We start from the raw sequence: 24,698 nt of genomic DNA on the forward strand, positions 1-24,698 counted from the left end.
GGAGCTGGCACCCATGTACAACCCCACCGTCGCCCGGCTCACCTACCGCGCGCTGCTCGGCCGCCGCCGCGCGCTGATCCTCTTCGCGCTGCCCGCCCTGCTGATCGTCATCTCCCTCGCCGTCCGCGCCTTCACCGGTCTGGACGACAAGGTCGCCGCCGACCTCCTGGGCGGCTTCGCCCTCGCCACCATGGTTCCGCTGATCGGTGTCATCGCCGGCACTGGCGCCATCGGCCCCGAGATCGACGACGGCTCGATCGTCTACCTGCTCTCCAAGCCGGTGAAGCGCCCGACGATCATCATGACCAAGCTGATCGTCGCGATCGCCGTCACCATGGCCTTCTCCGCGATCCCGACCCTGATCGCCGGCTTCATCCTCAACGGCAACGGCCAGCAGATCGCCGTCGCCTACACCGTCGCCGCCCTCGTCGCCTCGATCGCCTACAGCGCCCTGTTCCTGCTGCTGGGCACCATCAGCCGGCACGCGGTCGTCTTCGGCCTGGTCTACGCCCTGATCTGGGAGTCGCTCTTCGGCAGCCTGGTCTCCGGGGCGAAGACCCTCAGCGTCCAGCAGTGGGCCCTGGCCCTCGCCGAGAAGGTCGCCGGCCAAGGCTACGTCGACGCCACCGTCGGCCTGCCCACCGCGGTGATCCTGCTCTCGGTGGTCACCGTCGGCGCCACCGTCTACGCCGGCCAGAAGCTGCGCCGCCTCACCCTGGCGGGTGAGGAGTAAGCCCCTGCCGCACCGGCCCCGCGTCCAGTGCCCCGCCCGGCCCACCGGCCAGGCGGGGCACCGTCGTACGGGGCAAAATCAGTGCATGATCGAGCACACCGAGCCCGAGCCGTCCAGGCCCGTACGGTCCTGGATACGCTCCTCGCCCGGTACGCACATATGGCTGCTGATCATCGCCATCACGAGCATCATCGTCGTGATCGCGCCCGACCACCTCGAGCACGTCCTGCTCCACCGCCACAGCAGCAATATCCACGAGCTCACCCGGCACCCCGTGCGAGCCCTGCTCTCCAGCGCCTTCTGGATCGAGAACCCGGCCTCGCTCGCCCTGTACGCCGTCCTCTTCGAGCTCTTCCACGCCCCCGTCGAACGCTGGCTCGGCACCCTGCGCTGGCTCGCCATCGTCGCGACCGCCCACATCACGGCCACCCTGATCAGCCAGAAGGTGGTCCTGATGGCCATTCAGGACCATCGAGCCCCGCACAGCATGGTCCACGTCGTCGACGTCGGCGTCAGCTACGGACTCGCGGCCTCGATCGGGGTCCTCACCTACCGGCTCCCGAACCCCTTGCGCTGGCTCTACCTCGCCTGTGTCGTCGCCTTCTTCGGGCTCCCTCTCCTCACCGGAGGCACCTTCACCGACCTCGGGCACGCCATTTCGCTCTCCGTCGGCCTGCTCGCCTGGCCGCTGACCCGCCACCCCCACCCCGGGAATGTTTCACGTGAAACAGAGCACCGCGCCGACCACGGCTGATGCAGGGAAATTCACTGGTACGGGACGTGCGCCCCGGGCAGAGTGAGTCGCGCGGGGAGCAACAAAAAGGCCCGGAGCAGCCACTTCGAGCGCGCCTTGCGGCGCGGGCTGTTCCGGGCCTTCCCCGTTCTCGGGCGGAGCCGTCAGGCAGCGCCCAGCAGGCGCTCCAGCACCACCGCGATGCCGTCCTCCTCGTTGGAGGTCGTCACCTCGTCGGCCACCGCCTTCAGCTCCGTATGGGCATTGGCCATCGCCACTCCGTGCGCCGCCCAGCCGAACAGCGGGATGTCGTTGGGCATGTCGCCGAAAGCGATCGTCTCCGCAGCCTTCACGCCCAGCCGGCGCGCGGCCAGCGAGAGGCCGGTGGCCTTCGTCAGCCCCAGCGGCAGGATCTCCACTATGCCCGGGCCGGCCATGACGATGTCCACCAAGGAACCCACCGTCTCCCGGGCCACCTTCACCAGTGCGTCGTCGCCGAGCTCCGGGTGCTGGATGTACAGCTTGTTCAGCGGAGCCGTCCACACCGCCGCCGTGTCCTCCAGGTAGAGCGCCGGCAGGCCTTCCTGCACCTGGTAGCCGGGCCCGAACAGCACATCGCCGTCCACCCCGTCCCGGCTGGCCGCGAGCGCCAGCGGACCCACTTCGGCCTCGAGCTTCGACAGCGCCAGGCCGGCCAGCTGCCGGTCGAGCGTCACCGAGGTCAGCAGCCGGTGCGCCCCCGCGTCGTAGACCTGCGCGCCCTGCCCGCACACCGCGATCCCCTTGTAGCCGAGATCGTCCAGCACGCCCCGGGTCCAGGGCACGGCCCGGCCGGTGACGATGATGTGCGCCGCGCCCGCGGCGGTGGCTGCGGTGAGCGCTTCACGGGTGCGTTCCGAAACAGTGTCGTCGCCACGCAGCAGCGTGCCGTCGAGGTCGGTCGCGACGAGCTTGTACGGGAACGGGGCCGGGCTCACTTGGTGATCGGCTCCAGGACCTCGCGGCCGCCCAGGTACGGACGGAGCGCCGCGGGCACCCGCACCGATCCGTCGGCCTGCTGGTGGTTCTCCAGAATCGCGACGATCGTGCGCGGTACGGCGCACAGCGTGCCGTTCAGCGTCGAGAGCGGCGCGGTCTTCTTGCCGTCGCGGTAGCGGATCGACAGGCGGCGGGCCTGGAAGCCGTCGCAGTTCGAAGCGGAGGTCAGCTCGCGGTACTTGCCCTGCGTCGGGATCCACGCCTCGCAGTCGAACTTGCGCGAGGCGGAGGAGCCCAGGTCACCGGTGGCGACGTCGATCACCTGGAAGGGCAGCTCCAGGCTGGTCAGCCACTGCTTCTCCCACTGCAGGAGACGCTGGTGCTCGGCCTCGGCCTCCTCCGGCGCGACGTACGAGAACATCTCGACCTTGTCGAACTGGTGGACGCGGAAGATGCCGCGGGTGTCCTTGCCGTACGTACCGGCCTCGCGGCGGAAGCACGGCGAGAAGCCGGCGTACCGCAGCGGCAGCTTGTCGGCATCGATGATCTCGTCCATGTGGTACGCGGCGAGCGGGACCTCGGAGGTGCCGACCAGGTAGTAGTCGTCCTTCTCGAGGTGGTACACGTTCTCCGCGGCCTGGCCGAGGAAGCCGGTGCCCTCCATGGCGCGCGGGCGGACCAGCGCCGGGGTCAGCATCGGGATGAAGCCGGCCTCGGTGGCCTGCGCGATCGCCGCGTTGACCAGGGCGAGCTCCAGCAGGGCGCCGACACCGGTCAGGTAGTAGAAGCGCGAGCCCGACACCTTGGCGCCGCGCTCGACGTCGATGGCGCCCAGCAGCTCGCCGAGCTCCAGGTGGTCCTTGGGCTCGAAGCCCTCGGCCCCGAAGTCGCGGATCGTGCCGTGCGTCTCGAGGACGGTGAAGTCCTCCTCGCCGCCGACCGGGACGTCCTCGTGGACGATGTTGCCGAGCTGGAGCAGCAGTCGCTTGGCGGCCTCGTCGGCTTCGTTCTGCTCGGCTTCGGCCGCCTTGACGTCCGACTTGAGCTGCTCGGCCTTCTTCAGCAGCTCTGCCCGCTCATCCGGGGAGGCCTTGGGGATGAGCTTGCCGAGCGACTTCTGCTCGTTGCGCAGTTCGTCGAAGCGCATGCCGGAGGACCTGCGGCGCTCGTCGGCGGAGAGCAGTGCGTCGACGAGTTCGACGTCCTCTCCACGGGCGCGCTGCGAGGCGCGGACACGGTCAGGGTCTTCACGGAGCAGCCGGAGGTCAATCACCCCTCCAGGCTACCGGGCTGGGCTTCCTGGACTCACACCGATATCACGCTGCGTGTCGCTATGTCCTAATTGCGGAGAATGGAAAACTCCGGCCGACTGGCCGGAAGTGGCCCTTGCCGGGCGGTCAATAAAAGTGGCCCATTCCATGAAAAGGGGCGCAACCGGGGTATCCGGGCGCCTCCTGAGCAGGGCGGGAAGGCCTTCCTTGTCCACAGGAATTGTCCACCGCGGGGACTTTTCCACAGGCTGTGCGCCGGATCTGTGGACACGGAATGAGATCAATCCCCACCGGGGCCGCGTCCGGATGAATCAAGGTTCAAACCACCCTCACACACTCATTCGGGTGGGAATGACTCGCTCCAAAGAGTTGATCGGCGATGCGGGGGTGACGCCGTTCACCTCCCGCTCCCCAGCGCGAAACCTGGGCCCGCCGACCGATTTGTCGACCTTGTCGCGCCGCGATGTCGACTAGTCCACAGGTCCCCATCTCGGCCTGTGGATAACTCTGTGGACAGTGGAGAAAGAGCTACGCCCGGCCGTCGAGGCAGCGCGTCAGCCAGTCGGAAGCGGCCGTGAAGTCACCGTCCGAGGTACCGGGCCGCGGAGCGCGCACGTCACCCTGAGCGACGCCGGCCCGCGGGTAGGAGCCGAGGAAGCGGACCTGGGGGCAGGTGCGCTTGAGCCCCATGAGCGCCTCGCTGACCCTCCGGTCGGAGATGTGGCCCTCCGCGTCGACGGCGAAGCAGTAGTTGCCGATGCCCTCGCCCGTCGGCCGGGACTGGATCAGCATCAGGTTGACCCCGCGGACGGCGAACTCCTGGAGGAGCTCGAGCAGCGCACCGGGGTGGTCGTCGCCGAGCCACAGCACGACGGAGGTCTTGTCGGCGCCGGTCGGTGCGGCGGGCCGGGCGGGGCGCCCGACGAGCACGAACCGGGTCTCGGCGTTCTCCGCGTCGTGGATCTCGGTGACCAGCGGGACGAGCCCGTACGTGGCGGCCGCGAACTCGCCCGCGAAGGCGGCGTCGAAGCGGCCCTCCTGGACCAGCCGGGCACCGTCGGCGTTGGAGGCGGCCGACTCCCACACCGCGTCGGGCAGGTTCGCCCGCAGCCAGTTGCGCACCTGGGGCTGGGCGACCGGGTGCCCGGTGACGGTCTTGAGGTCCGACAGCTTGGTCCCGGGCCGCACGAGCAGCGCGAACGCGATGGGCAGCAGCACCTCGCGGTAGATCATCAGCGGTTCGCCGGAGGCCAGCTCGTCCAAAGTGGCGGTGACCCCACCCTCCACCGAGTTCTCGATCGGCACCAGGGCGGCCGCGGCCTCCCCGTTGCGTACGGCGTCCAGGGCGGCCGGGACCGACACCATCGGGACGAGCTCCCGGGTCGCGGCTTCCGGCAGTGTGCGGAGGGCGGCTTCGGTGAAGGTGCCCTCGGGACCGAGATAGGTGAAGCGGGTGGCCGACATGTGATCAGCCTAATGCCGGGTCCCCGACCGCCGGGGTGCTGTTCATCCTTCGAGCAGCCGCTGCCCCACGTACTCCCCGTCGCGGGGGCCGGGCGGCACCGCGTACAGGCCGCTGGACTCGTGCCGGATGAACTCCGACAGGGCGTCTCCGCGGTCGAGCTTGCGCTGGACGGGGACGAAACCGCGGAGCGGATCGGCCTGCCAGCAGATGAAGAGGAGCCCGGCGTCCGGAGTGCCGTCGGCGGCGATCCCGTCGTGGAAGGAGAAGGGGCGCCGGAGCATGGCGGCCCCGCCGTTCTGCTCGGGGGCGGAGATCCGGGCGTGCGCGTTGGAGGGAATGACCGGCTTTCCGTCGGGGCCGATCTTGTCGAGGGCCATCTCGGTGGTCTCGGTGCCGCCGGTGAGGGGCGCGCCGGTGGCCTTCGTACGGCCTATGACCTGCTCCTGCTGGGCCAGGGACTGCTTGTCCCAGTCGTCGAGGAGCATCCGGATGCGCCGTACGACGGCGTACGAGCCCCCGCCCATCCAGGCGTGTTCGGCGGGCCCGGGGCCGGTGGCGGGGACGAAGATCCGCTTGTCGAAGTCGGGCTGCGCGGGCTTCGGGTTGCCGGTGCCGTCGATCTGGCCCATGAGGTTGCGGGCGGTCATCGGGGCGGCGGTGGCGCCGGGGGACCGGTTGAAGCCGTTCATCTGCCAGCGCACGCGGGCGGCTTCCCCCGCGTCCTTCTGCAGGGCGCGCAGGGCATGGAAGGCGACGAGCCCGTCGTCGGCGCCGATCTGGACCCACAGGTCGCCGTTGCTGCGCTGGGCGTCGAGCCGGTCGGCGGAGAAGTCGGGCAGCGGGTCGAGGGCGGTGGGGCGGCGGGCGGTGAGCCCGGTGCGCTCGAAGAAGGAGTGCCCGAAGCCGAAGGTGACGGTGAGGGAGGACGGCCCCGCGTCGAGGGCGATCCCGGTGTCCGCGGCCGAGGCGGCCTCGCCCGCCATCAGCAGGCGGGCGGTGTCGGACCAGCGGCGCATCAGGGCGGCGGCCTCCTTGCGCCCGGCTCCGGGAGCCAGGTCGAAGGCGAGGACATGGCCTTTGGCCTGCAGGGGGGCGGTGATGCCGGCCTGGTGGTCGCCGTGGAAGGCGACCTTGGTGGCGCCGAGGGAGGCGAGGCTCCCGGCGGCGCCTGGAGCGCCGACCGGGGAATCGGCGAGTGCGGAGTGCACGAAGGCGCCGCCGGTGGCGCCGAGCGCGAGCCCGGCGGCGCCTGCGGCGCCGACGGTGCCCAGCAGCCGGCGCCGGGAGATCTCGATGTCGGGGTTGATCTCGGTCACGCTGGTCAGCCGATCTTCACGTTCTTCTGCACGGTCGTCTGGTCGATGTCGGAGGTACGGACGATCACGTCGATCCGCCATTCCCCGGGGAGCGGCAGCTGGACGCCGGATGCGCTCCAGTGTCCGGGGGCCGCGCGCTCCGGGATGAGTGGGAGGGGGCCGATGTCCTTGGCGGAGAGGGTGAAGGCGACCTTGATCTCGGGGATGTCGAGAGGCTTGCCTTCGGGGTCGTCGACCCAGACGTGGAGCGAGTTGGCGCCGACCCGGCCCGGGTCGAGCTCCACCCGGACCGATCCCTTGCCGTTCTCGCCGCCGGTGTCGAACGGCAGGGTGATCTTGATGGCGCGGTTGGGGACGGCGGTGGCCGCGTAGTCGCGCCCGCTCGCCTGCTCGGCGGTCCGGCCGGGTTCGGTGCTGGTGAGCACGGTGGTCACGGCGAGCAGGACCACGGCGACCCCGGCCTCGGCGAGGACGGAGCGGCGCAGGCACGCCCGGTTCGGATCGGCGTCGCGGACCTGCTTCTCGCGTGCGCTCTCGAGGGCGGCACGCTGCCGGGCGAGCTGGGCGGCGCGCTTGGGGTCCTCGGGGACGGTGACGGCGGCCGGCTGTGTTTCACGTGAAACATCGCGCTGCCGGGCGATCTTGGCCGGCTTCCCGGCGGGCGCATCGGTGAGCCGTGCGGTCCACGAGCGGGAGACATAGGCGATGCCTACGAGGACGGCGACGAGCCCGACCTTCAGCAACAGGAGCTGTCCGTAGCTGGTACCGGTGAGGGCCGACCAGCTGCCGACCTGGCGCCAGGACTGGTAGATGCCGGTGACGGCCAGGACCAGGACGCTGACGAACGCGACCCGGGAGAACCGCTGGACCGCCTCGCGCTCGATCCCGGGGACCTTGTGGAGGGCGACGAGCAGTGCGGTGAGTCCGCCGAGCCAGGCGGCGACGGCCAGCAGGTGCAGGATGTCGGCGGGCATGGCGATACCGGGCTGGATGCCGGTCGAGGCGTGTTCGGACAGGGCCCAGGTGGCGGCGATCCCGCCGGCGACGACGGTACCGCCGATGCCGAGGCCGAAGAGCAGGTCGTTGGCCTCCTTGTCGGCCGCCTTGTTCTTGTCCTTGCTCTTGTTCTTGCCGACGTCCCGGGTCTCGGCTGTCCTGCGCGCGTACGCGCCGAACAGCACGGCGATGAACAACGCGGCGGCACCGAGGAGGAGCAGCCGGGAGACGAGGGAGGCGCCGGGCTTGGTCTCCAGAACGGCCTTGAGGCCGTCGAGGTCCAGCGCGTCGGCGAACTTCCCCGACCCGGTGTACGGGTTGCGAAGGACCAGCATCGCGAGGGTGGCGGCGGTGAGCGTGACCCAGGCGCGCACGACGAGCTTCTGCAGCGGGCGCTGCGCGGCTCCGCGGCGCCAGCACAGCAGGATGAAGGCGGCACCGCCGACGAGGACGGTGAAACCGGCGTAGGCGGCGTAGCGGGCGATGCCGTACGCGATGCCGACCGGTCCGCCGCCCGCCTGCCGGGTGGGCAGGGCGACGTTGGTCGCCGAGGGGGCGCCGATGGAGAAGGTGAAGGCGCCGGATACGGGGTGGCTGTCGGCGGACACGGCCTGCCAGGCGACGGTGTACGTGCCGTCCGGCAGCCCGGAGTGCAGTGCGGTGCCGTAGCGGATGGTGGATCCGCTGCACATGTCGCGCAGTTCGCCGGTGTCCACCCGCCTGCCCTGCGGATCCATGACGCGGATGGAGTCGTCGCCCATGGCGACCTGCTCCGAGAAGGAGAGGGTGACCTGGGCGGGAGCCGTGGCGACCACCGCCCCGTCCTTGGGGTCGCTCGCGGTGAGTGCGGCGTGTGCCGTGGCCGGGCCGGCCGCGGTGAACAGTGCTGCCAGCAGGGCTGCGAGGACCAGCGCGAGCCGCGGCAGGAGTGCCGCGGTCCGGACGCGGGCCGGGGAGGGGGCGATGGCCGTCATGGCGTGTCAGTACCTCGGTCCGTCAGTGGGCGCTGGTGTTCTGGGCGTTGTACGTCCGTTCCTTGACGTCCAGGTCGACCTTGACCGGGTCGGCCTTCTCGAAGCGCAGCTCGACGGTGACCTTGTCGCCGACCTTCGGCTTGCTCTTCAGTCCCATGAACATGACGTGGCTGCCGCCGCGCTCCAGCTTGAGCTCGCCGTTGGCAGGCACATCCATGGCCGCGACCTGCTGCATCTTCTGGTCCTTGGTCTCGTGGATCTGCAGATCGTCGGAGAGCGGGCTGGTGACGGCCGTGAGCTTGTCGGCCGTCTTGGAGTCGTTCTTGATGACCATGAACGCGCCGGCCATCTTGTCGTTCACGGGCTCCGGCATGAAGGCGCCGGTGACGGTCATCTTCGGCTTGTCCGCGTCGGCCTTGGAGCCGGAGCCGGAACCGGTGTCCGAGGAACAGCCGGATATGGCGAGCGCTGCCGTCAGGGAGAGTGCGGCGGCGAGGGTGCGGGTGGTGCGGGCGGTCACGGGTTCTCTCCCTTGATGATCTTCGGCAGGTCCTTGGTGTAGTCGTCGACCGTGCTGCCTTCGCCGTAGAGGAGGTATCCCTCGTCGGTCTTGGGCGAGAACGCGATGACCTGGGCACCGTGCATGGAGACGACGCTGCCGTCGGCCTCCTTCTTCGGAGGGTCGATGCCGATGCCGAGCTTGCGCGCGGCGGCCTGGATGGTGGCGAAGTCCCCGGTCAGTCCGGTGAAGGACGGGTCCTGGGCCCTGAGCCACGCGCCGAGGGAGTCGGGAGTGTCCCGTTCGGGGTCGGTGGTGACGAACACGACCTGGAGCTTGTCCTGGTCGGCCTTGGGCAGGGCCTTCTTGGCGACGGCGATGTTGCTCATCGTCAGAGGGCACACGTCGGGGCAGTTGGTATAGCCGAAGTAGATGAGCGTCGGCTTGCCCTTGGTTTGCTCGCGCAGGTTCCACGGCTTGCCGGTGGTGTCCGTCAGGACCAGCTCCGGCTTGTCGAAGGGGCGGTCGAGGACGGTGGCGCTACCGGCCTTGGACTGTCCGGTGATCTGCGTGACCGCGTTGGTCTTGGCGGGCTCACCGCCGCAGGCGGTGAGGGTGAGCGCGGCCGCTGCCGCGAGGGCGGCGACCGTCACACGTGTGGTGCGCATGGAGAGATGTCCCTGGGATCGGGGATGTGCGCGGGGGGTCGGCCACGAGGACGGGCCGGCTGCGCGCACGTTCTGGATATCGGGATACGGCCTGCGGCCGCGGCGGGTCAGGAGGCGCGGCGACGCGCGGTGACGCCGAAGGCGACACCGCCGAGGCCGATGACGATGCCTGCGACGCCGAGGACGCGCGCGGTCGTGTCGGAGGCGTTCGCCGCGGCCTCGTCGTGGCCCTTGTCGCCCTTGGCGGCGGCGCTCTTGTCGTCGTGGTGGTCGTCGTCGTCGGTGGCGCCGGCCGTGGCCGCGGTCAGCTTCAGGACGGGAGCCGGGTTCTGCGGCTCCGCCGCGCCTTCCTTCGTCTCCTCGATCCAGCGGACGACCTCGTTGTTGTCGTACGTCTGGATCGCCTTGAAGACCATCTGGTCGGCGTTCTCGGGCAGCTTGCCGACGGAGACCGGGAACTGCTGGAACTTGCCGGGCTCGATCTTGCCGCCGCTCCAGGTCACCTTGGTGACGACCTCGTTGACCTGCTTGCCGTGCACGGTCAGCGGCTTGTCGAGCTTGGTCTTCTCGACGTTGGACGTCCAGCCGGGGATCTCCTGCGGCATGACGGACGTCAGCGGCTGGTCGATGGGGAAGTTGACTTCCAGCTGCGTGGTCGACGCGTTGTCCCGCTCGTTCGGAACCTTGAAGTTGAGCGTCGCGTAACCGCCCTTGGCGGCTTCGCCGACGGGCTGCACGCCGACGTGCGCGAAGGCGGTGCCGGACAGGACGAGGACGGCGCCGGCGGCAAGGGCGGCGGCGAAGGAGACGCGAGAGGTCTTCATGGCAGAAACACTCCACAGAGGCGGTGGTGACGGTGGTTCCGCGCACGGGCGCGCGCGGAGGTCGCGGCACCGGTGCTTCCGCCGGGTGCTCCGGGGAGGGGGTGCCGCGTCAGGCTGCGAGGGCGAGCGCCGTGCAGGGCGGCCCGCGCCTGATCACCGTGTGATGGAGCGCCTCCCGGCCGGTGTGGGCGGTGGGTTCGGCGACGGTCCGGGTGGCCCGCGGGGTGCCGGCAGGCGTGCCCGGGAGCCCGGCGCAGAGGGCGCGTACGAAGGCCAGCGCGGCGCGCAGCGGGCGTACCGGATCGGCTTCGGCGGAGGTGCGGGAGAGCTCGAGGAGCCGGAACAGTGCGGCGTCGCCGCGCCCCAGCAGCCAGCCCGCGGCCACCGCGGCCAGCAGGTGGCCGACGAGCATGCCGGTGCTGAACAGGCCGGTGGCGGGCGCCGCGGCGGCCTGCGCCATGTGCGCGTGGCCGGCATGTGCCTGCGACGCGGCTTGCGCTGCGGCCTGGGCCGCCATGGCGGCCGGATCCAGTCCGGCGGTCTCCAGGATCTGCCGGGCGTCGGCCGGGCTGAGCGGAACGGAGTTGCCTCCGCAGACCAGCCGGGCGGCGAGCGCCGCGAGCGAGGTGTCGGTGCCGGCGGGCGCCTGGGCCGCGGCGGCGCTGTGCTGGCCGAGGCCGAACACCGCGTGCAGCCCGAGCTGTCCGAAGGCGAGCCCGGCGGCGATGCCGGGCAGCGAGCGCCGGCGTCCCGCGAGCGGGGCGGCGATCGCGAACACGGCGAGGAAGGCGATGACGAGGGCCCACCAGGGCACGGTGGCGCAGGACGCCAGCGCGTGCCCGACCGCGGACAGCACGACGCAGACCGCGGTGAACACCGCGGCCCGGGTCAGCCGGAGGCCGGCTCCGGCGGGCGTCGCGTGGGGGACAGTCATGGCCGGGCCATCATCGCACTGAGCTCACGCCGTCCATGCGGCAGGTCCGGAAGGTCGTGAGTGCCCCTGTACGAGGGCTTCACCTCGGGTGTCCCCGCCATGGCCGGGACCCGTGCGCCGCCGCATACACCGCTCCCCGGGAGTGCCGCATCGGCCGAATGAGGGCTGTGGCGGCCGCCGGGGGCTTACGCCCCGCCGCGGGCGGCAATAGGTATCCGTATGAGCATCTGGTGGTCTCTCCACTTGAGGCGCGAAGCCGCGAGCGTGCCGCTCGCCAGGCGGTTGCTGCTGGGGACGATGGAGACCGCGGGGGTGGACCCGGACATCTCCTTCGATCTGTCGGTGGCACTGAGCGAGGCGTGCGCGAACGCGGTGGAGCACGGCGGCCCGGCGGCCGAGGCCGGTGCCGGCGCGGAACCGGTCCCGGAGGCGTGCGCGGCGTACCGCGTCACGGCCTACCTGGACGGCGACTGCTGTCGCATCGAGGTGACCGATTCGGGCCCGGGATTCCCGGCGGCGACGGTCGCGCGGCGCAGACCCCCGCCGGCCGGCCCCTCCGAGCCATCGGAGAGCGAGCACGGCCGGGGCCTGTGGCTGATCGCGGAGCTCGCCGACCACGTCAGGCTCCGCAACCGGCCGGGCCGGGGCGCGGTGGTCAGCTTCGACAAGATCCTGAAATGGCGTGAGGGAGCGCTGCTGAAGGCGTCGTAGCGGCGGAAGGCCTCCCGGATACGCCGATGGACGGGACTCGCGTACGAGATCCCGCCCACCGGAGGTCAGCCACCGGAGGTCAGCCGGCGCAGGCGTCAGCCCTTGAGGCGCGCCATCCAGGCCTCGACATCGGCCGAGGCGCGGGGCAGCCCGGCCGACAGGTTCCGGTTGCCGTCCTCGGTGACCAGGATGTCGTCCTCGATCCGGACACCGATGCCCCGGTACTCCTCGGGCACGGTCAGGTCGTCGGCCTGGAAGTACAGACCGGGCTCGACGGTGAGGCACATGCCCGGCTCCAGGGTGCCGTCGACGTACGCCTCGGTGCGCGCGGCGGCGCAGTCGTGGACGTCCATGCCGAGCATGTGGCCCGTGCCGTGCAGGGTCCAGCGGCGCTGCAGGCCGAGCTCCAGGACACGCTCGACCGGGCCCTCCAGCAGGCCCCACTCGACGAGCTTCTCGGCCAGGACGTGCTGCGAGGCGTCGTGGAAGTCGCGGAACTTCGCACCCGGCTTGACGGCGGCGATGCCGGCTTCCTGGGACGCGTGGACCGCGTCGTAGATCTTGCGCTGTATGTCGGTGTACGTGCCGTTGATCGGCAGCGTGCGGGTGACGTCGGCCGTGTAGAGGGAGTGGGTCTCCACACCGGCGTCGAGCAGCAGCAGGTCGCCGGAGCGGACGTCGCCGTCGTTGCGGACCCAGTGCAGGGTGCAGGCGTGCGGGCCGGCGGCGCAGATGGAGCCGTAGCCGACGTCGTTGCCCTCGACGCGGGCGCGCAGGAAGAACGTGCCCTCGATGTAGCGCTCGGACGTGGCCTCGGCCTTGTCCAGGACCTTCACGACGTCCTCGAAGCCGCGGACGGTGGAGTCGACGGCCTTCTGCAGCTCGCCGATCTCGAAGTCGTCCTTCACGGCGCGGGCCTCGGAGAGGTAGACGCGCAGTTCCTCGTCGCGCTCCTTGGTGACCTTGTCGGTCAGGGCGCCCTCGATGACCGCGTCGTGGCCGCGGACGCTGCGGACCGGACCCTCGGCCTCGGCCAGCTCGTCGGCGAGCTTGCGGACGTCCTTGGCCGGAATGCCCAGCAGCTGCTCGGCCTCGGCCAGGGAGTGGCGGCGGCCGACCCACAGCTCGCCTTGGCCGGAGAGCCAGAACTCGCCGTTCTCACGGTCCGAGCGGGGCAGCAGGTAGACGGTGGCGGTGTGGCCGGTCTCGCCCGCGGGCTCGAGGACCAGGACGCCGTTCTCGGTCTGGTCGCCGGTCAGGTACGCGTACTCGGTCGAGGCCCGGAAGGGGTACTCGGTGTCGTTCGAGCGGGTCTTGAGGCGGCCCGCGGGCACGACCAGGCGCTCGCCGGGGAAGCGTGCGGACAGCGCGGCCCGGCGGGCGGCGGTGTGCGGGGCTTGCGCGATCGGCTCCAGCCCGTGCAGCTCGGTGTCGGCCCAGCCCGTGCGCATGCTCTCCGCGAGTTCGTCGCTGACGCCCGGGTACAGCCCGTTCTTGCGCTGCTTGTGCTTCTTCTGGGGCTGCTCTTCTTCCGGGGTCTCCGGGGTGAGCTCGTCAGCCACGTCTTCTCCTCAGCTACGACAGGACCGGGTATGGGCCGCATCCATCGTATGTGCGAGGGGAAGACGCCTGGCGGCGAGTGTGATAAATCAGTCAAAACGGGCGGCGAGCAGGGCGATGTCCTCCACCCCGTCCCCCGTGGCGGCCATGGCGGCGGTGGCGCCTGAGGCGGCCGCGGCAGCGCGAGAGCCGGCGGGGGCGAGCGCCGGGTCGTCCTCGGGCAGCAGCGCCCGCAGGACGTGGTCGCACACGGCCGCCGGGTCGTCCCGGATGCTGCGGGGCACCCCCGCGGCCGCGGCGTGCAGCCGCGCGTAGGCCCGGTCCATCGGGTCGCCGGTCCGCCGCAGCAACCCGTCGGTGTACAGCAGCACCGTTTCTCCCGGAGCAGGTTCGATCTCCACGCTCGGTGCTTCCCAGCACGACAGCATCCCGAGCGGCGCGGAGAGCGAGGTCTCCACGTACTCCGTGCGGTGCTCGCCGATGAGCAGCGGCGGGGTGTGCCCCGCCCCGGCCAGGATGATCTTGCGCTGGGCCGGTTCGCAGTACGCGAAGAGCGCGGTCGCGCAGCGCGCGGGCTCGGTCAGGCGCAGCAGCAGCTCCAGATCGGACAGGACCGCGACGGGGTCCTCCCCCTCCATGACGGCATACGCGCGCAGCGACGCCCGCAGTCGCCCCATCGCGGCGACCGCACTGGGACCCGCTCCGGTGACGGAGCCGACGGCCAGCCCCAGGGCGCCCTCGGGCAGCGGCAGCGCGTCGTACCAGTCACCGCCTCCGCGCGGCCCGGTGTGGTGGCGGGCGGCGAGCTGCACGCCGGGGATCCGGGGGAGACGGCTGGGCAGCAGCTCCTCGGCGATCGTGGCCAGCCGACTGCGGGATCGTTCCACCTCGAGCATCCGGGCCAGGTGTTCGGCGGCGTGCCGGACGTAGAGCCCGGCGAGATCGCGCTGGCGGTCGCCCGGCTCGGCCTGCTCGTCGTACAGCCAGACGGCCGCACCGAGCCGGCCGGTGGCCTCGGCGGTGAGCGGCAGTGCGTAGCTCGCGGCGTAGCCGAGCCGGGCCGCGACCTCGCGGTGGCGGGGGTCGACCGGGGTGCCGTACCCGCCCGTGCCGGGGACGGCGTCGGGTTCGGGAAGTACATCGGAGCCGCCCTGGGCACCGGGGAGCCCGTCGAGGATCCGGCCGTACGAGGTCGCGGAGCGCGGGACGGTCTCGATGTGCCCGAGGTCCGCACGGCCGAGGCCGAGGCCGATCGTGGTCGTCGGGCCGAGCCCGTCGGAGGGCTCCAGGACGACCAGGCCGCGGCGGGCGCCGACGAGCGCGGCTCCGGCGCGCAGGAACTCCTGGAGGGAGGAGTCGAGGTCACGGGCGCGGGCGAGGCGTTCGGTGAGCTCGTGGAGGGTGGTCAGATCGGAGACCATCCCCGCCAGGCGGTCCTGGATCAGAGTGCTCGGTCCGGGGAGCGGTGCCGGGGCCGGTGCGGGGGCGGTTCGGGCGGGCGTCGGCGCCGCAGTGTGCGGGACCGCGGTAACTGCTGGATCGATTCCAGCCACTTTCGGCAGATGCGGGGCGCTCATGGCGTCCGCCTTTCCACCTGGTGCGATTCGCCATATAGCATCGCAAACCCCCAGACCGTGCTGCGCCGCCATCAATGAATCCACATCTACACGCACACGAGGATCGATGTCCAGCATTGCCCAGGTGGGAATCCTGGTGTCCGTGGGACCGCAACTCACTGTCCAGCCAAGGCTAGAACTTGGCCGGAAAAAGCTGGATGCAGACGGTTTTTGCGATCGACTGGTCGGGCGCCGGAGTGGCTCCGGGTACCTAATCGGTGGTGTCCGGGGAGAGTTGGCGCAACCCGGCAGCCGCCGGGAACCGCCCGGCACGGGCCGTCGTCCTTAGCGGCGGCAGCCGGTTTCGGCACTGGCGCGGGTCGCGTTCCGCCCCGCCGGACGTTTCATGGACCCGTAAGAAAACTGCACGAACCGTGTGAACCTGCTCTGGCGGACAGTGACGCGAAACGTGTGCGTGTGGTGAGACACCGGTTACATGGTGTGATGTGGCCCTCGGCGTTCAACGGAAAGGAACGAGCGCTCATGCGCGAGATCCTCGGAAGGCGTCTCCAGCGGCTCCGCAATCGCTTGAAATCCCTCCGCCCCGCCCCCGGGCAGAGCGGTGACCAGGCCCTCTTCGACGAGGCGCTCACCTGCGCCACCGTCTGGCAGTGGCCGGTGCTGCCCGGCGTCGGCCGCTCCGGCGCCGACAGCACCCGGTGCGCCTGCCCCGACCCCGACTGTGTCGTTCCCGGCGCCCATCCCTTCGACCCCGGGCTGCTCGCGGCCACCACCGACCCCCGGATGGTGGCCTGGTGGTGGGCCAACCGGCCCACCGCTCCCGTGCTGCTGGCCACCGGCGGGTCCGCGCCCTGCGCCGTGAGCCTGCCGGCCGCCGCGGCCGCGCGGGCCGTCGTACGGCTGGACGCGCAGGGCATGCGGCTCGGCCCGATCGTGGCCACGCCAACCCGCTGGTCGCTGCTGGTCGCGCCGTACTCGCTGGAGCGGCTCGGCGAACTCCTCTACGCGAAGGACCACGTGCCCTCCGCGCTGCGCTTCCACGGCGAGGGCGGCTATCTGCTGCTCCCGCCCTCCCCCGCGTCCGGCGGTGGGCAGGTGCGGTGGGAGCGCGGGCCCGCCGACGCCGGGGACCTGTGGCTGCCGGAGGTCGAGGCCGTCGTGGACGCACTGGTCGAGGCGAGCAGCGGGGCCTCCGGCGGCGGCAGCCGGCTCGCGTACTGATCACGCACGGTGGGGGGTACGGCCGCGCGCGAGCGGCCGTACCGACGTGCCGGGTACTCGCAGGTCACTCGTACGGGTGCCAGTGCGACGCGTTTCCAAGGGAATTGGGCGCGGGGGTCTCCGCGCCCCTTTCCCGCATCGCTATCTTCGCCGAATGAATCTCCGCTTGATCGGTATCAGCGCCGGTGTGCTGGTCATCTTGTCGCTCCCGCTGGCAGGGGCGATCGCCGGACCGGATTTCGCCGGTCAGGATGACGGAAAAGGCGGCGGGTTGCTCTCCTCGCTCGGGTTTGCCGACCGGGCGGACGGATCCCGTACGGCGGCGTCTGCCGCCCCGCCCGCGGAGCACGCCGCTCCGCCCGCGAAGCATGCCGCTCCGTCCGCGCGGCAGGCCAAGCCGCCGCAGCCGCGCCCGTCCGAGCAGCCCCGTACGGATTCCCGGTGCGGCCCCGAACTCTCCTCTCCGCAGGGCGTGGAGGCGCAGACCTGCGTCCTGGCGGGTGAGGGTCAGACCTGGGGCCGGAGCTACTACCGCAACACCGGTGGGCGCGCGTTGGACGCCGTCCTGACGGTGATGGGGCCCGCGGGGCGCACGGTGCAGATCCGGTGCGCGGTCGGGGCCGGGGACGAGCCGGGGCTGTGTGAGACGCCGAGGGAGGAATCGGCGGGGGCGCCGGATGGCTACTCCGCCGTTGCGGAGTTTGCAGTTCCGGATGACGAAGGGAAGCTCCTGCTGAGGTCCGGGAGCAACTCACCGGCACCGGCCGACGGTTGAGCGACGGCGTAAATGGAAGGGCCCGGTCGCTGGCGACGGGGGATGCACCAGCGACCGGGCTACAAGAACGGTAACAAGAGATCGCCTGTTCGCAAATTCGATCTCTGATATTCAGACACCGATTTGCAGGCGATTAGCGGGAGTTGTGACCCCAGTCACCGGTCCTGCGGGGGCTCGGCGGTCAGCTGAGGGTGACCTGGCGGTTGGTGAGTCCGCCGCGCGCCCGGCGCTCCTCCGCGGTCAGCGGGGTGTCCGCGGACAGGGCCGTGGCCAGCCGCTCCGCGAACTCCGCCGCAGGCTTCTCCACGTCGTCGGCGGTCACCCCGGTGGGCAGGTCCCATACGGGGACCATCAGCCCGTGCGCCCGGAAGGAACCGACCAGCCGGGTGCCTTCGCCGAGCGAGGAGGTGCCCGCGGCGTGCAGCCGCGCGAGGGCGTCGAGCAGCTTCTCCTCGGGGTGCGGCATGACCCAGCGCAGGTGGTTCTTGTCCGGGGTCTCGCACCAGTAGGCCGCGTCCACGTCGGCCAGCTTGACCGTGGGGATGGCGGCGGCGTTGGCGCGCTCGAGGGAGGCGGCGATCTCCGGGGAGGCGCTCTGGGCGCTCTCCGCATCCGGAATCCAGAATTCGAAGCCGCTGTGCACAACCGGCTCGAAAACGCCGTCCGTGTCCAGGAGATCCTGAAGTCGCGGACCCTCGGCGGGAACGCGGCGGGCCGGAATCGGAGTACCCGGTTCCGCGACGAGCGCACGCTCCAGCGTGTCGGCCATGTCCCGGGCGAGGTCCCCGGTGGTCGAGTCGTTCTGCAGGCCGAGCAGGACGGCCCCGTCCTCGCGGCGCAGCGCCGGCCAGGCCATGGGCAGTACGGTCACCAGCGTGACGGAGGGGACGCCCTCGGGCAGGCCGCCCTTGAGCGTCAGCGGGATGGTGGCCGCGGGCACGAGCTCGCGCAGCGCGACCCAGTCGCACTCGCCGGGCAGGCCCTCGAAGGGGCGCGCCACGTGCTCGGTGACGGCGTGCGCGGCGGCTGCGCCGTGGCAGGCCTTGTAGCGGCGCCCGGATCCGCACGGGCAGGGCTCGCGTGCGCCCACCACCGGGATTTCCCCGTTCTTGAGCTGCGGCTTTGCAGTCTTGGCTGCGGGGCGCTTCTTGGCCATCGTGGGTGTCTCCCGGTTGCGGCGGTACGGCGTTGTGTCTGGGCGCGAGCCTAGCCGTTCATGCCGCCGCAACCGGGAGGGTGCGGCCGGGAGCACGGTCGGCGTGCGCTCCCGGCGGCCGCTCGTTCGGATGGCCGGTGGTGCGGGTGTTGCTGTCGGGGATCCAGGTCAGGGATCCGGGTCGGGGATCCGGGTCGGGGATCCGGGTCGGGGATCCGGGTCAGGGATCCGGGTCAGGGATCCGGGTCAGGGATCCGGGTCAGGGATCCAGGTCAGGGATCCAGGTCGGGGATCCGGGTCGGAGACCCGTGTCTGGTGATCGGTCAGGGATTCAGATCGTCGAAGGCCGTACTGAAGTCGATCGCCGGGGGCGCAACGCGCGTAGCGAAATCCTCGTGCCGGGCCCCGCATGCAACGATCACCCATACGGTGACCTCGCCTGCCGCTCCGTCCCGGACACCCCAGTCCTGGGCAAGGGTGCTGATGATGTTCAGCCCCCGGCCGCCGCGCGCGGTGACCGAGGGCGTGGCCGGAACCGGGCGGGTGGGACCGCCCCCGTCCGTGACCTCGACCGTCAGCCGCCCCGCCTTGTCGATGCGCCATGCGGCGCGTATCTCCCCGTCCCCGATCTCCCCGGCGCCCAGCGGTCTGCCGTGCCGGCAGGCGTTGCTGAGCAGTTCGGAAAGGATCAGTACGGCGTCGTCAACGACCGATTCGGACACCCCGCTCATACGCAATTGCTCACGCATGCGGCGTCTCGCCTCGCCCACGCCCGCAGGACCATGGCATACGTCCATGCACGAAGACGTGGGCACTTCCTGTGCCACCACCAACGCCACCCCCGGAACCTCCTTAGCCCCACGCCATGGTCTGGATGCCCCAATGGCCTGGACCGGAAACCGGCCGAGCGGAGCCCTCTGACGCATTCATGACCAGCGATTGCGGAGCGGATGCGCCGGGGCACACCCTGTCACGCGCGCGACGCGCGGGACGGGTGGGCAAAAGGGGACGTCAGCGCCCGAGCTGTGACAGAACTTGTCGCGGCCTGTTCGTGATGATCGCTTCCACACCCAGATCAGCGCAGAGCTGAACATCTTCTGGTTCGTTTACGGTCCATACGTGTACGGAGTGGCCCGCGCTCTGGAGCTTGCGGATGAACCCGGGGTGGCTGCGCACGATCCGCATCCCCGGACCGGCGATCCGCACCCCGGCCGGCAGCCGCCCGTCGCGCATCCGGGGCGAGATGAACTGCATCAGGTACACGGTCGGGATCGTCGGCGCGGCGGCCCGCACCCGGTGCAGGGAGCGCGCGGAGAAGCTCATGACGCGGACCGGGTGCGGGCCCTCGGCGGGCGGTGCGTCCAGCCCGAACCGCTTGAGGAGGAAGAGGAGGCGCTCCTCCACCTGTCCGGCCCAGCGGGTCGGGTGCTTCGTCTCGATGGCGAGCTGCACCGGCCGGCCGGCGTCGGAGACCAGCTCCAGCAGCCGCTCCAGGGTGAGCACGGAGGTGCGCTCGGGGTCGGCGTCCCAGTCGGGGGACTCCTCGAGGTCCTTCCAGGAGCCGAAGTCGAGGGCGGCCAGGTCGGCCAGCTCGAGGGCGGAGACGGCGCCGCGGCCGTTGGAGGTGCGGTTGACCCGGCGGTCGTGGACCAGGACCAGATGGCCGTCGGCGGTGAGCCGGACATCGCATTCGAGGGCGTCGGCGCCGTCCGCGATGGCTTTGCGGTAGGCGGCCAGGGTGTGCTCGGGGGCATCCTCCGAGGCGCCGCGGTGGGCGACGACCTGGATGGGCGGCATTGCGTGGGTCACCGGGTCATGGTGCCACCGAGGGGGCGCCCGGTGTCGGGCTCCGCGGTGCGGATGCGACCGAAATGCCGGAGATAAAGGATGGGGGAGATACACAGGTCCGGCTTACAGTGCTCTGACGGGTCATGGGGAAGGCTTTTCCCAGGAACTTGTGCGGCACGTCGAACGTTCAGTCGAGCCGAATCGCCAGTTTGTCTGAAGCCGTGTGTGACGAGGAGAAGAGCGCTGTGAGCACCGAGAACGAGGGCACCGCGGCCCCGACGCCCCCCGCGGCCCCGTCGGCATCCCCGGTGGCCGCTCCAGCCCCCGAGATGTCCGCGCCCGCCCCGACGGCGCCCGCCCCGACGGCGCCCGCCCCGACGGCACCCGCCCCGACGGCCGAGCCGGCCGTGCCCGCCGCCGAGCCGGCCACCCAGCAGCTCCCGCCGACGCCCGCGCCCGGCGCGGAGCCGACCCAGCAGATCCCGGCCGCCCCGGCCCCGGCCTACGCCCAGGCGCCCGCGTCGCAGGCTCCGGCCCCGGCCGCACACGGTGCCGAAGGCTGGCCGCCTCCGCCGCCCTCGGTCCCTGCGTACGGCTCGGGCGGCGGCCACGGCGGCGGTGCCTGGGGCGTGCCCCTGACCGCCGACGGCCTCCCGCCCGCCAAGCCGAAGGGCAAGGGCGGCCTGATCGCCGCCGTGCTCGTGGCGGCCCTCCTCGCGGGCGGCGTCGGCGGCGGCATCGGCTACTGGGCCGCCGAGCGCAGCGACCACGGCTCCGGCTCGACCACGATCGCCGCGGGCAACACCCCCAAGGACCTCAAGCGGGAGGCCGGATCGATCGCGGGCCTGGCCGCGGGCGCGCTGCCCAGCGTCGTCACCATCGAGGCCTCGGCCGGCGACGGCGAGGGCGGCACCGGCACCGGCTTCGTCTACGACCAGGAAGGCCGCATCCTCACCAACAACCACGTGGTGGCCTCCGCCGCGAACGGCGGCAAGCTCTCCGCGACCTTCTCTGACGGCAGGAAGTACGAGGCCGAGGTCGTCGGCAGGGCCCAGGGTTACGACGTGGCCGTGCTCAAGCTGAAGAACCCGCCGTCCGGGCTCAAGCCGCTGCCGCTCGGCGACTCCGACAAGGCCGCGGTCGGCGACTCGACGATCGCGATCGGCGCCCCCTTCGGCCTGTCCAACACGGTCACCACCGGCATCGTCAGCGCCAAGAACCGGCCGGTGGCCTCCGGCGACGGCTCCGGCGGCAAGAACTCGTACATGAGCGCGCTGCAAACGGACGCCTCGATCAACCCCGGCAACTCCGGCGGTCCGCTGCTCGACGGGCGGGGCGCGGTCATCGGCATCAACTCCGCCATCCAGTCGGCCGGCAACGGCGGCTTCGGCGGTGGCCAGGCCGGTTCGATCGGCCTCGGCTTCGCCATCCCGATCAACCAGGCGAAGAACGTCGCCGAGTCGTTGATCAAGACGGGCAAGCCGGTCTACCCGATCATCTCGGTCTCCGTGGACCTCCAGTCCAAGACGGATGGCGCCAAGATCTCCGAGCAGGGCGCGCCCGCCAACGAGCTGGTCGACCCCAACGGTCCGGCCGGCAAGGCGGGCCTCAAGCCCGGCGACATCATCACCCAGTTCGGCGACAAGCCGATCGACAGCGGCCCGACCCTCATCAGTGAGATCTGGACGCACAAGCCCGGCGACGTGGTGAAGCTGACCTACCTGCGCGGCGGCAAGCCGAACACCGTCGACATCACCCTCGGCTCGCGGGTCGGCGACAAGTAAGAACAGCTGAACCCCCGCGCGCGAGGACGGGCCGGGACAGCTGGCTTGATGGCGAGGGGCTGTGGGCGCGAATGCGCCTACGGCCCCTCCCAATGTCCGCTTATGCTTCCCCTGTGTTCGATTCGCGGCACATACGTACTTTCCATGAAGTGGTCGCCACCGGGTCGTACTCGGCGGCCGCTCGCGTCCTCGGGTATACGCAACCTGCGATCACCCAGCAGATGAAGGCGCTCGAACGCGCCGTCGGCACCCCGCTGTTCACCCGGGTCGGCCGCAAGATGCAGCTCACCGAGGCCGGGGAGTCCATGGCCCGGCACGCCGAGTCCATCCTCGGCAGTCTCTCCGCCGCAGAGGCCCAGCTCAAGGCGTACGCGCGCCTGCGCACCGGGCGCGTACGGCTGTGCGGCTTCCCCAGCGCCAACGTCACCCTGGTCCCGGAGGCCCTGAGCAGCCTGGCCAAGGAGCATCCGGGCATCCAGGTCGAGCTGCTGGAAGGGGAGCCCCCGGAGTCGCTGCGCCGACTGGAGCGCGGGGAGTGCGACATCACCCTCGCCTTCACCTATCCCGGCCTCCACGAGGAGATCCCGGAAGAGGTCGCCGAGGTCAGGCTCCTGGAGGACCAGCTGACGGTGCTGCTCCCGACCGGGCACCCGCTGGCCCGGCGACGGGCCGTGCACCTGGCCGACCTCGCCGAGGAGCGGTGGATCGCCGGCTGTCCGCGCTGCCGGGCGAACCTGCTGCACGAGTGCGCCGAGCTGGGCTTCGTTCCCGACATCCGGTTCGCGACCGACGACAATCTGGTCGTGCAGAGCATGGTCGGCCAGGGGCTCGGCGTGGCGATGATGCCCGCGCTGGTGCTGCCCTCCCTCTCCCTGAGCAAGGTGTGCGGGCGTCCGCTCCAGCCCGCCGCGCGCCGGCACATCGCCGCCTACGTCTACCGCGACCATCTGCGGATCCCGGCGACGTCCGTGGTCCTCAACGCGCTCAAGCAGGTGGCCTCGAACCGCGTCGGCTGCTGACCGCCTGGGGCTCCTTCCCCGAACCCATAAGCAGTGCTTGGGATTTCAGGTGAGAACTGTCGTTGGACGTGATGGGTCGGCTGCTCGACCCTGCCCGTATGACCACCACTACGCCGGCCCGTACGACCGCGAGGATGGCCGCCCTCGTCAGTGAGATCCGTACGGTCGTGGACCGGGGGCTGGCCCCGGACCTGACCGCCTACCTCGTCGGCGAGCGCGTCGCCCCGCACCTGGGCACGCCCGACCTGCTCACCCCCGAGCAGCGCGAGGGACACCCCGACCGGTACCGGCAGCACGTCCTGCACGCGGAGCCGGACGGCAGCTACTCGGTGGTCGCGCTGGTGTGGCTGCCCGGTCAGGAGACCGCCATCCACGACCACGTCTCCTGGTGCGTGGCCGGGGTGCACGAGGGTGAGGAGAGCGAGCTCCGCTACCGGCTGGCCCCCGCCACGGGAGAGGCCTGCGCCCGGCTCGTGGCGACGGAGCACGTGGTCAACGGCCCCGGTGACGTCTGCGGATTCGCCCCGCCCGGTGATATCCACAAGGTCCGCAACTCCTGTGGCACCACGGCGATATCCCTGCACGTCTACGGCGCCGATGTCATCCGCCTGGGCAGCAGCGTCCGCCGCGTCTACACGCTCCCCACCGACTGATGGCGCTGCTGAACCGCCCCGTACGCGGGGCGGAGTCCAAGCGTGCCGGGCATGTTTCACGTGAAACAACCTCGTCCTGGCCGGGGTTGGGGCTGGCTGCCGTCGGGGTGCTGGTGGCCTGGTGCGTGCACCGGCTGGTGCCCGACGTGCCCATGCTGACCGCGTCGGTGGTGCTCGGCATCGCGGTGGCCCATCTCCCGGGCATACGTGAGGTCGTACGCGGAGCCGCCCGCCCGGGCCTCTCGCTGGCCGGACGGCGGCTGATGCGGATCGGCATCGTCCTGCTGGGTCTCGGCCTGGGCCTGGATCAGGTGCTCCGGTTGGGCTGGGCCACGGTGGCGATGGTGGCCGCGGTGGTCGCCGCCACCTTCTTCGGCACGCTCTGGCTGGGCCGCAGGCTCGGGCTCCCCGGCGACCAGCCGCTGCTGATCGCCACCGGCTACTCGATCTGCGGGGCCTCGGCGATCGGGGCGGTGAGCCAGGTGTCGGGCAGCGACGAGGAGGACGTGGCCGCCTCGGTGGCGTTGGTGACCCTGTGCGGGACGCTGGCCATCGCGGTCCTTCCCCTCCTCCAGAGCCCGTTGGGTCTCTCGGACCCGGCCTTCGGGCGCTGGGTCGGCGCGAGCGTCCACGACGTCGGCCAGGTGGTCGCCACCGCCCAGACGGCGGGCCCGGGAGCGCTCGGCGAGGCCGTCCTGGTCAAGCTGATGCGGGTGGCGCTGCTGGCCCCGCTGGTGGCCGCCGTGGCCTTCTCCGTACGGGCGCGGCGGCAGGGTGTGCGCACGCCTTCGGGACGCCGCCCCGCGCCGGTGCCGCTGTTCGTGGCCGGGTTCCTGGCCGCGGCCGTGCTGCGTGCCACCGGAGTGCTGCCCGACGCGGCACTGGAATGGGCGCACACCGCACAGGAACTGCTGCTGGCGGCGGCCCTGTTCGGGCTGGGCAGCGCGGTGGACCTCCCCCGGCTGGCCAAGACCGGCGGACGGGCCGCGGTACTGGGGCTCGTCGCCTGGATGGTGGTGGCCGGGGTCTCGTACGCGGGAGTGCTGCTGACCGTATGACCCGC

At 71.4% G+C, this 24,698-nt stretch carries 23 protein-coding genes; 9 read left to right on the forward strand and 14 right to left on the reverse strand.

What is annotated here, in order from left to right; all coding sequences use genetic code 11:
* The first annotated feature begins 13 nt into the window (after nucleotides 1–13).
* Together AB0I68_RS27270 and AB0I68_RS27275 are read left to right on the forward strand one after the other, a co-directional pair.
* The gene (locus AB0I68_RS27270) at nucleotides 14–733 is read left to right on the forward strand and encodes an ABC transporter permease subunit (RefSeq protein WP_363180013.1); all 720 of its coding nucleotides are present in this window, start codon (nucleotides 14–16) and stop codon (nucleotides 731–733) included.
* An 85-nt stretch (nucleotides 734–818) separates the two neighbouring features.
* A complete protein-coding gene (locus AB0I68_RS27275; protein WP_363180014.1) occupies nucleotides 819–1,487 on the forward strand; it encodes a rhomboid-like protein in 669 nt (222 codons plus the stop codon).
* 143 nt (nucleotides 1,488–1,630) lie between these two features.
* Here the strand turns inward: AB0I68_RS27275 and AB0I68_RS27280 are convergent, their stop codons facing one another.
* From AB0I68_RS27280 to AB0I68_RS27320, 9 genes are all read right to left on the reverse strand, one after another.
* A complete protein-coding gene (locus AB0I68_RS27280) occupies nucleotides 1,631–2,443 on the reverse strand; it encodes an HAD family hydrolase (RefSeq protein ID WP_363180015.1) in 813 nt (270 codons plus the stop codon).
* Entirely contained in the window at nucleotides 2,440–3,717 is a 1,278-nt protein-coding gene (gene serS, locus AB0I68_RS27285) for a serine--tRNA ligase (protein ID WP_363180016.1), read from the reverse strand. The genes AB0I68_RS27280 and serS overlap by 4 nt, the downstream gene beginning before the upstream one ends.
* Before the next feature lie 526 nt (nucleotides 3,718–4,243).
* Complete coding sequence (pheA, locus tag AB0I68_RS27290) at nucleotides 4,244–5,179, reverse strand: prephenate dehydratase (protein ID WP_363180017.1); 936 nt, start codon at nucleotides 5,177–5,179, stop codon at nucleotides 4,244–4,246.
* Nucleotides 5,180–5,221: 42 nt separating this feature from the next.
* Nucleotides 5,222–6,496, reverse strand: a complete 1,275-nt coding sequence (gene efeB, locus AB0I68_RS27295) for an iron uptake transporter deferrochelatase/peroxidase subunit (protein WP_363180018.1) — start codon at nucleotides 6,494–6,496, stop codon at nucleotides 5,222–5,224.
* Nucleotides 6,497–6,501: 5 nt separating this feature from the next.
* Nucleotides 6,502–8,466, reverse strand: coding sequence for a copper resistance protein CopC (locus AB0I68_RS27300; protein WP_363180019.1), 1,965 nt, complete (start codon nucleotides 8,464–8,466; stop codon nucleotides 6,502–6,504).
* A 22-nt stretch (nucleotides 8,467–8,488) separates the two neighbouring features.
* Nucleotides 8,489–8,986, reverse strand: coding sequence for a copper chaperone PCu(A)C (locus tag AB0I68_RS27305; RefSeq protein ID WP_363180020.1), 498 nt, complete (start codon nucleotides 8,984–8,986; stop codon nucleotides 8,489–8,491).
* Nucleotides 8,983–9,633: an SCO family protein gene (locus AB0I68_RS27310; protein WP_363180021.1), complete on the reverse strand. Its 651-nt coding sequence runs from the start codon at nucleotides 9,631–9,633 to the stop codon at nucleotides 8,983–8,985. The genes AB0I68_RS27305 and AB0I68_RS27310 overlap by 4 nt, the downstream gene beginning before the upstream one ends.
* A gap of 107 nt (nucleotides 9,634–9,740) precedes the next feature.
* Nucleotides 9,741–10,457 carry a YcnI family protein gene (locus tag AB0I68_RS27315; protein ID WP_363180022.1) on the reverse strand — a complete coding sequence of 239 codons (717 nt, stop codon included), beginning with the start codon at nucleotides 10,455–10,457 and terminating at the stop codon, nucleotides 9,741–9,743.
* Nucleotides 10,458–10,566: 109 nt separating this feature from the next.
* Entirely contained in the window at nucleotides 10,567–11,391 is an 825-nt protein-coding gene (locus tag AB0I68_RS27320; RefSeq protein ID WP_363180023.1) for a hypothetical protein, read from the reverse strand.
* Nucleotides 11,392–11,610: 219 nt separating this feature from the next.
* Between AB0I68_RS27320 and AB0I68_RS27325 the strand changes: the two genes are divergently transcribed.
* Nucleotides 11,611–12,102, forward strand: coding sequence for an ATP-binding protein (locus AB0I68_RS27325; protein ID WP_363180024.1), 492 nt, complete (start codon nucleotides 11,611–11,613; stop codon nucleotides 12,100–12,102).
* A gap of 95 nt (nucleotides 12,103–12,197) precedes the next feature.
* Here AB0I68_RS27325 and AB0I68_RS27330 read toward each other — a convergent pair whose 3' ends face one another.
* Together AB0I68_RS27330 and AB0I68_RS27335 are read right to left on the reverse strand one after the other, a co-directional pair.
* Nucleotides 12,198–13,664, reverse strand: a complete 1,467-nt coding sequence (locus tag AB0I68_RS27330; RefSeq protein WP_363180026.1) for an aminopeptidase P family protein — start codon at nucleotides 13,662–13,664, stop codon at nucleotides 12,198–12,200.
* An 87-nt stretch (nucleotides 13,665–13,751) separates the two neighbouring features.
* Nucleotides 13,752–15,356, reverse strand: a complete 1,605-nt coding sequence (locus tag AB0I68_RS27335; protein ID WP_363180027.1) for a PP2C family protein-serine/threonine phosphatase — start codon at nucleotides 15,354–15,356, stop codon at nucleotides 13,752–13,754.
* 405 nt (nucleotides 15,357–15,761) lie between these two features.
* Here AB0I68_RS27335 and AB0I68_RS27340 point away from each other — a divergent pair, with 405 nt between their 5' ends.
* Entirely contained in the window at nucleotides 15,762–16,460 is a 699-nt protein-coding gene (locus tag AB0I68_RS27340) for a bifunctional DNA primase/polymerase (RefSeq protein ID WP_363180028.1), read from the forward strand.
* 154 nt (nucleotides 16,461–16,614) lie between these two features.
* Nucleotides 16,615–17,235: a hypothetical protein gene (locus AB0I68_RS27345; protein WP_363180029.1), complete on the forward strand. Its 621-nt coding sequence runs from the start codon at nucleotides 16,615–16,617 to the stop codon at nucleotides 17,233–17,235.
* Between the two features lie 181 nt (nucleotides 17,236–17,416).
* On the opposite strand, the gene AB0I68_RS27350 is transcribed toward AB0I68_RS27345, so the two are convergent.
* The 3 genes from AB0I68_RS27350 to AB0I68_RS27360 form a co-directional block, all read right to left on the reverse strand.
* Complete coding sequence (locus tag AB0I68_RS27350) at nucleotides 17,417–18,391, reverse strand: DUF5926 family protein (RefSeq protein ID WP_363180030.1); 975 nt, start codon at nucleotides 18,389–18,391, stop codon at nucleotides 17,417–17,419.
* A gap of 323 nt (nucleotides 18,392–18,714) precedes the next feature.
* Nucleotides 18,715–19,317 carry an ATP-binding protein gene (locus AB0I68_RS27355; protein WP_363180031.1) on the reverse strand — a complete coding sequence of 201 codons (603 nt, stop codon included), beginning with the start codon at nucleotides 19,315–19,317 and terminating at the stop codon, nucleotides 18,715–18,717.
* Nucleotides 19,318–19,402: 85 nt separating this feature from the next.
* Nucleotides 19,403–20,188 (reverse strand): glycerophosphodiester phosphodiesterase, encoded by a 786-nt coding sequence (locus AB0I68_RS27360; RefSeq protein WP_363180070.1) that lies wholly within the window; start codon nucleotides 20,186–20,188, stop codon nucleotides 19,403–19,405.
* Nucleotides 20,189–20,424: 236 nt separating this feature from the next.
* Here AB0I68_RS27360 and AB0I68_RS27365 point away from each other — a divergent pair, with 236 nt between their 5' ends.
* From AB0I68_RS27365 to AB0I68_RS27380, 4 genes are all read left to right on the forward strand, one after another.
* Nucleotides 20,425–21,963, forward strand: coding sequence for a trypsin-like peptidase domain-containing protein (locus tag AB0I68_RS27365; protein ID WP_363180032.1), 1,539 nt, complete (start codon nucleotides 20,425–20,427; stop codon nucleotides 21,961–21,963).
* Nucleotides 21,964–22,076: 113 nt separating this feature from the next.
* On the forward strand, nucleotides 22,077–22,982 hold the full coding sequence (locus AB0I68_RS27370; RefSeq protein WP_363180033.1) for a LysR family transcriptional regulator: 906 nt from the start codon (nucleotides 22,077–22,079) through the stop codon (nucleotides 22,980–22,982).
* Nucleotides 22,983–23,080: 98 nt separating this feature from the next.
* Nucleotides 23,081–23,635, forward strand: coding sequence for a cysteine dioxygenase family protein (locus tag AB0I68_RS27375; protein WP_363180034.1), 555 nt, complete (start codon nucleotides 23,081–23,083; stop codon nucleotides 23,633–23,635).
* Nucleotides 23,635–24,693 carry a putative sulfate exporter family transporter gene (locus tag AB0I68_RS27380; RefSeq protein ID WP_363180035.1) on the forward strand — a complete coding sequence of 353 codons (1,059 nt, stop codon included), beginning with the start codon at nucleotides 23,635–23,637 and terminating at the stop codon, nucleotides 24,691–24,693. The genes AB0I68_RS27375 and AB0I68_RS27380 overlap by 1 nt, the downstream gene beginning before the upstream one ends.
* The last annotated feature ends 5 nt before the right edge of the window (nucleotides 24,694–24,698 follow it).

This window comes from Streptomyces sp. NPDC050448, assembly GCF_040655295.1.
Taxonomy (GTDB): domain Bacteria; phylum Actinomycetota; class Actinomycetes; order Streptomycetales; family Streptomycetaceae; genus Streptomyces.

Coding starts and splice junctions, on each gene's coding strand:
- AB0I68_RS27270 (WP_363180013.1), top strand. CDS start 14: ATGTACAACCCCACCGTCGCCCGGCTCACCTACCGCGCGCTGCTCGGC.
- AB0I68_RS27275 (WP_363180014.1), top strand. CDS start 819: ATGATCGAGCACACCGAGCCCGAGCCGTCCAGGCCCGTACGGTCCTGG.
- pheA (WP_363180017.1), bottom strand. CDS start 5,179: ATGTCGGCCACCCGCTTCACCTATCTCGGTCCCGAGGGCACCTTCACC.
- AB0I68_RS27300 (WP_363180019.1), bottom strand. CDS start 8,466: ATGACGGCCATCGCCCCCTCCCCGGCCCGCGTCCGGACCGCGGCACTC.
- AB0I68_RS27310 (WP_363180021.1), bottom strand. CDS start 9,633: ATGCGCACCACACGTGTGACGGTCGCCGCCCTCGCGGCAGCGGCCGCG.
- AB0I68_RS27315 (WP_363180022.1), bottom strand. CDS start 10,457: ATGAAGACCTCTCGCGTCTCCTTCGCCGCCGCCCTTGCCGCCGGCGCC.
- AB0I68_RS27320 (WP_363180023.1), bottom strand. CDS start 11,391: ATGACTGTCCCCCACGCGACGCCCGCCGGAGCCGGCCTCCGGCTGACC.
- AB0I68_RS27325 (WP_363180024.1), top strand. CDS start 11,611: ATGAGCATCTGGTGGTCTCTCCACTTGAGGCGCGAAGCCGCGAGCGTG.
- AB0I68_RS27335 (WP_363180027.1), bottom strand. CDS start 15,356: ATGCTGGACATCGATCCTCGTGTGCGTGTAGATGTGGATTCATTGATG.
- AB0I68_RS27340 (WP_363180028.1), top strand. CDS start 15,762: ATGCGCGAGATCCTCGGAAGGCGTCTCCAGCGGCTCCGCAATCGCTTG.
- AB0I68_RS27345 (WP_363180029.1), top strand. CDS start 16,615: ATGAATCTCCGCTTGATCGGTATCAGCGCCGGTGTGCTGGTCATCTTG.
- AB0I68_RS27350 (WP_363180030.1), bottom strand. CDS start 18,391: ATGGCCAAGAAGCGCCCCGCAGCCAAGACTGCAAAGCCGCAGCTCAAG.
- AB0I68_RS27355 (WP_363180031.1), bottom strand. CDS start 19,317: ATGCGTCAGAGGGCTCCGCTCGGCCGGTTTCCGGTCCAGGCCATTGGG.
- AB0I68_RS27360 (WP_363180070.1), bottom strand. CDS start 20,188: ATGCCGCCCATCCAGGTCGTCGCCCACCGCGGCGCCTCGGAGGATGCC.
- AB0I68_RS27375 (WP_363180034.1), top strand. CDS start 23,081: ATGACCACCACTACGCCGGCCCGTACGACCGCGAGGATGGCCGCCCTC.
- AB0I68_RS27380 (WP_363180035.1), top strand. CDS start 23,635: ATGGCGCTGCTGAACCGCCCCGTACGCGGGGCGGAGTCCAAGCGTGCC.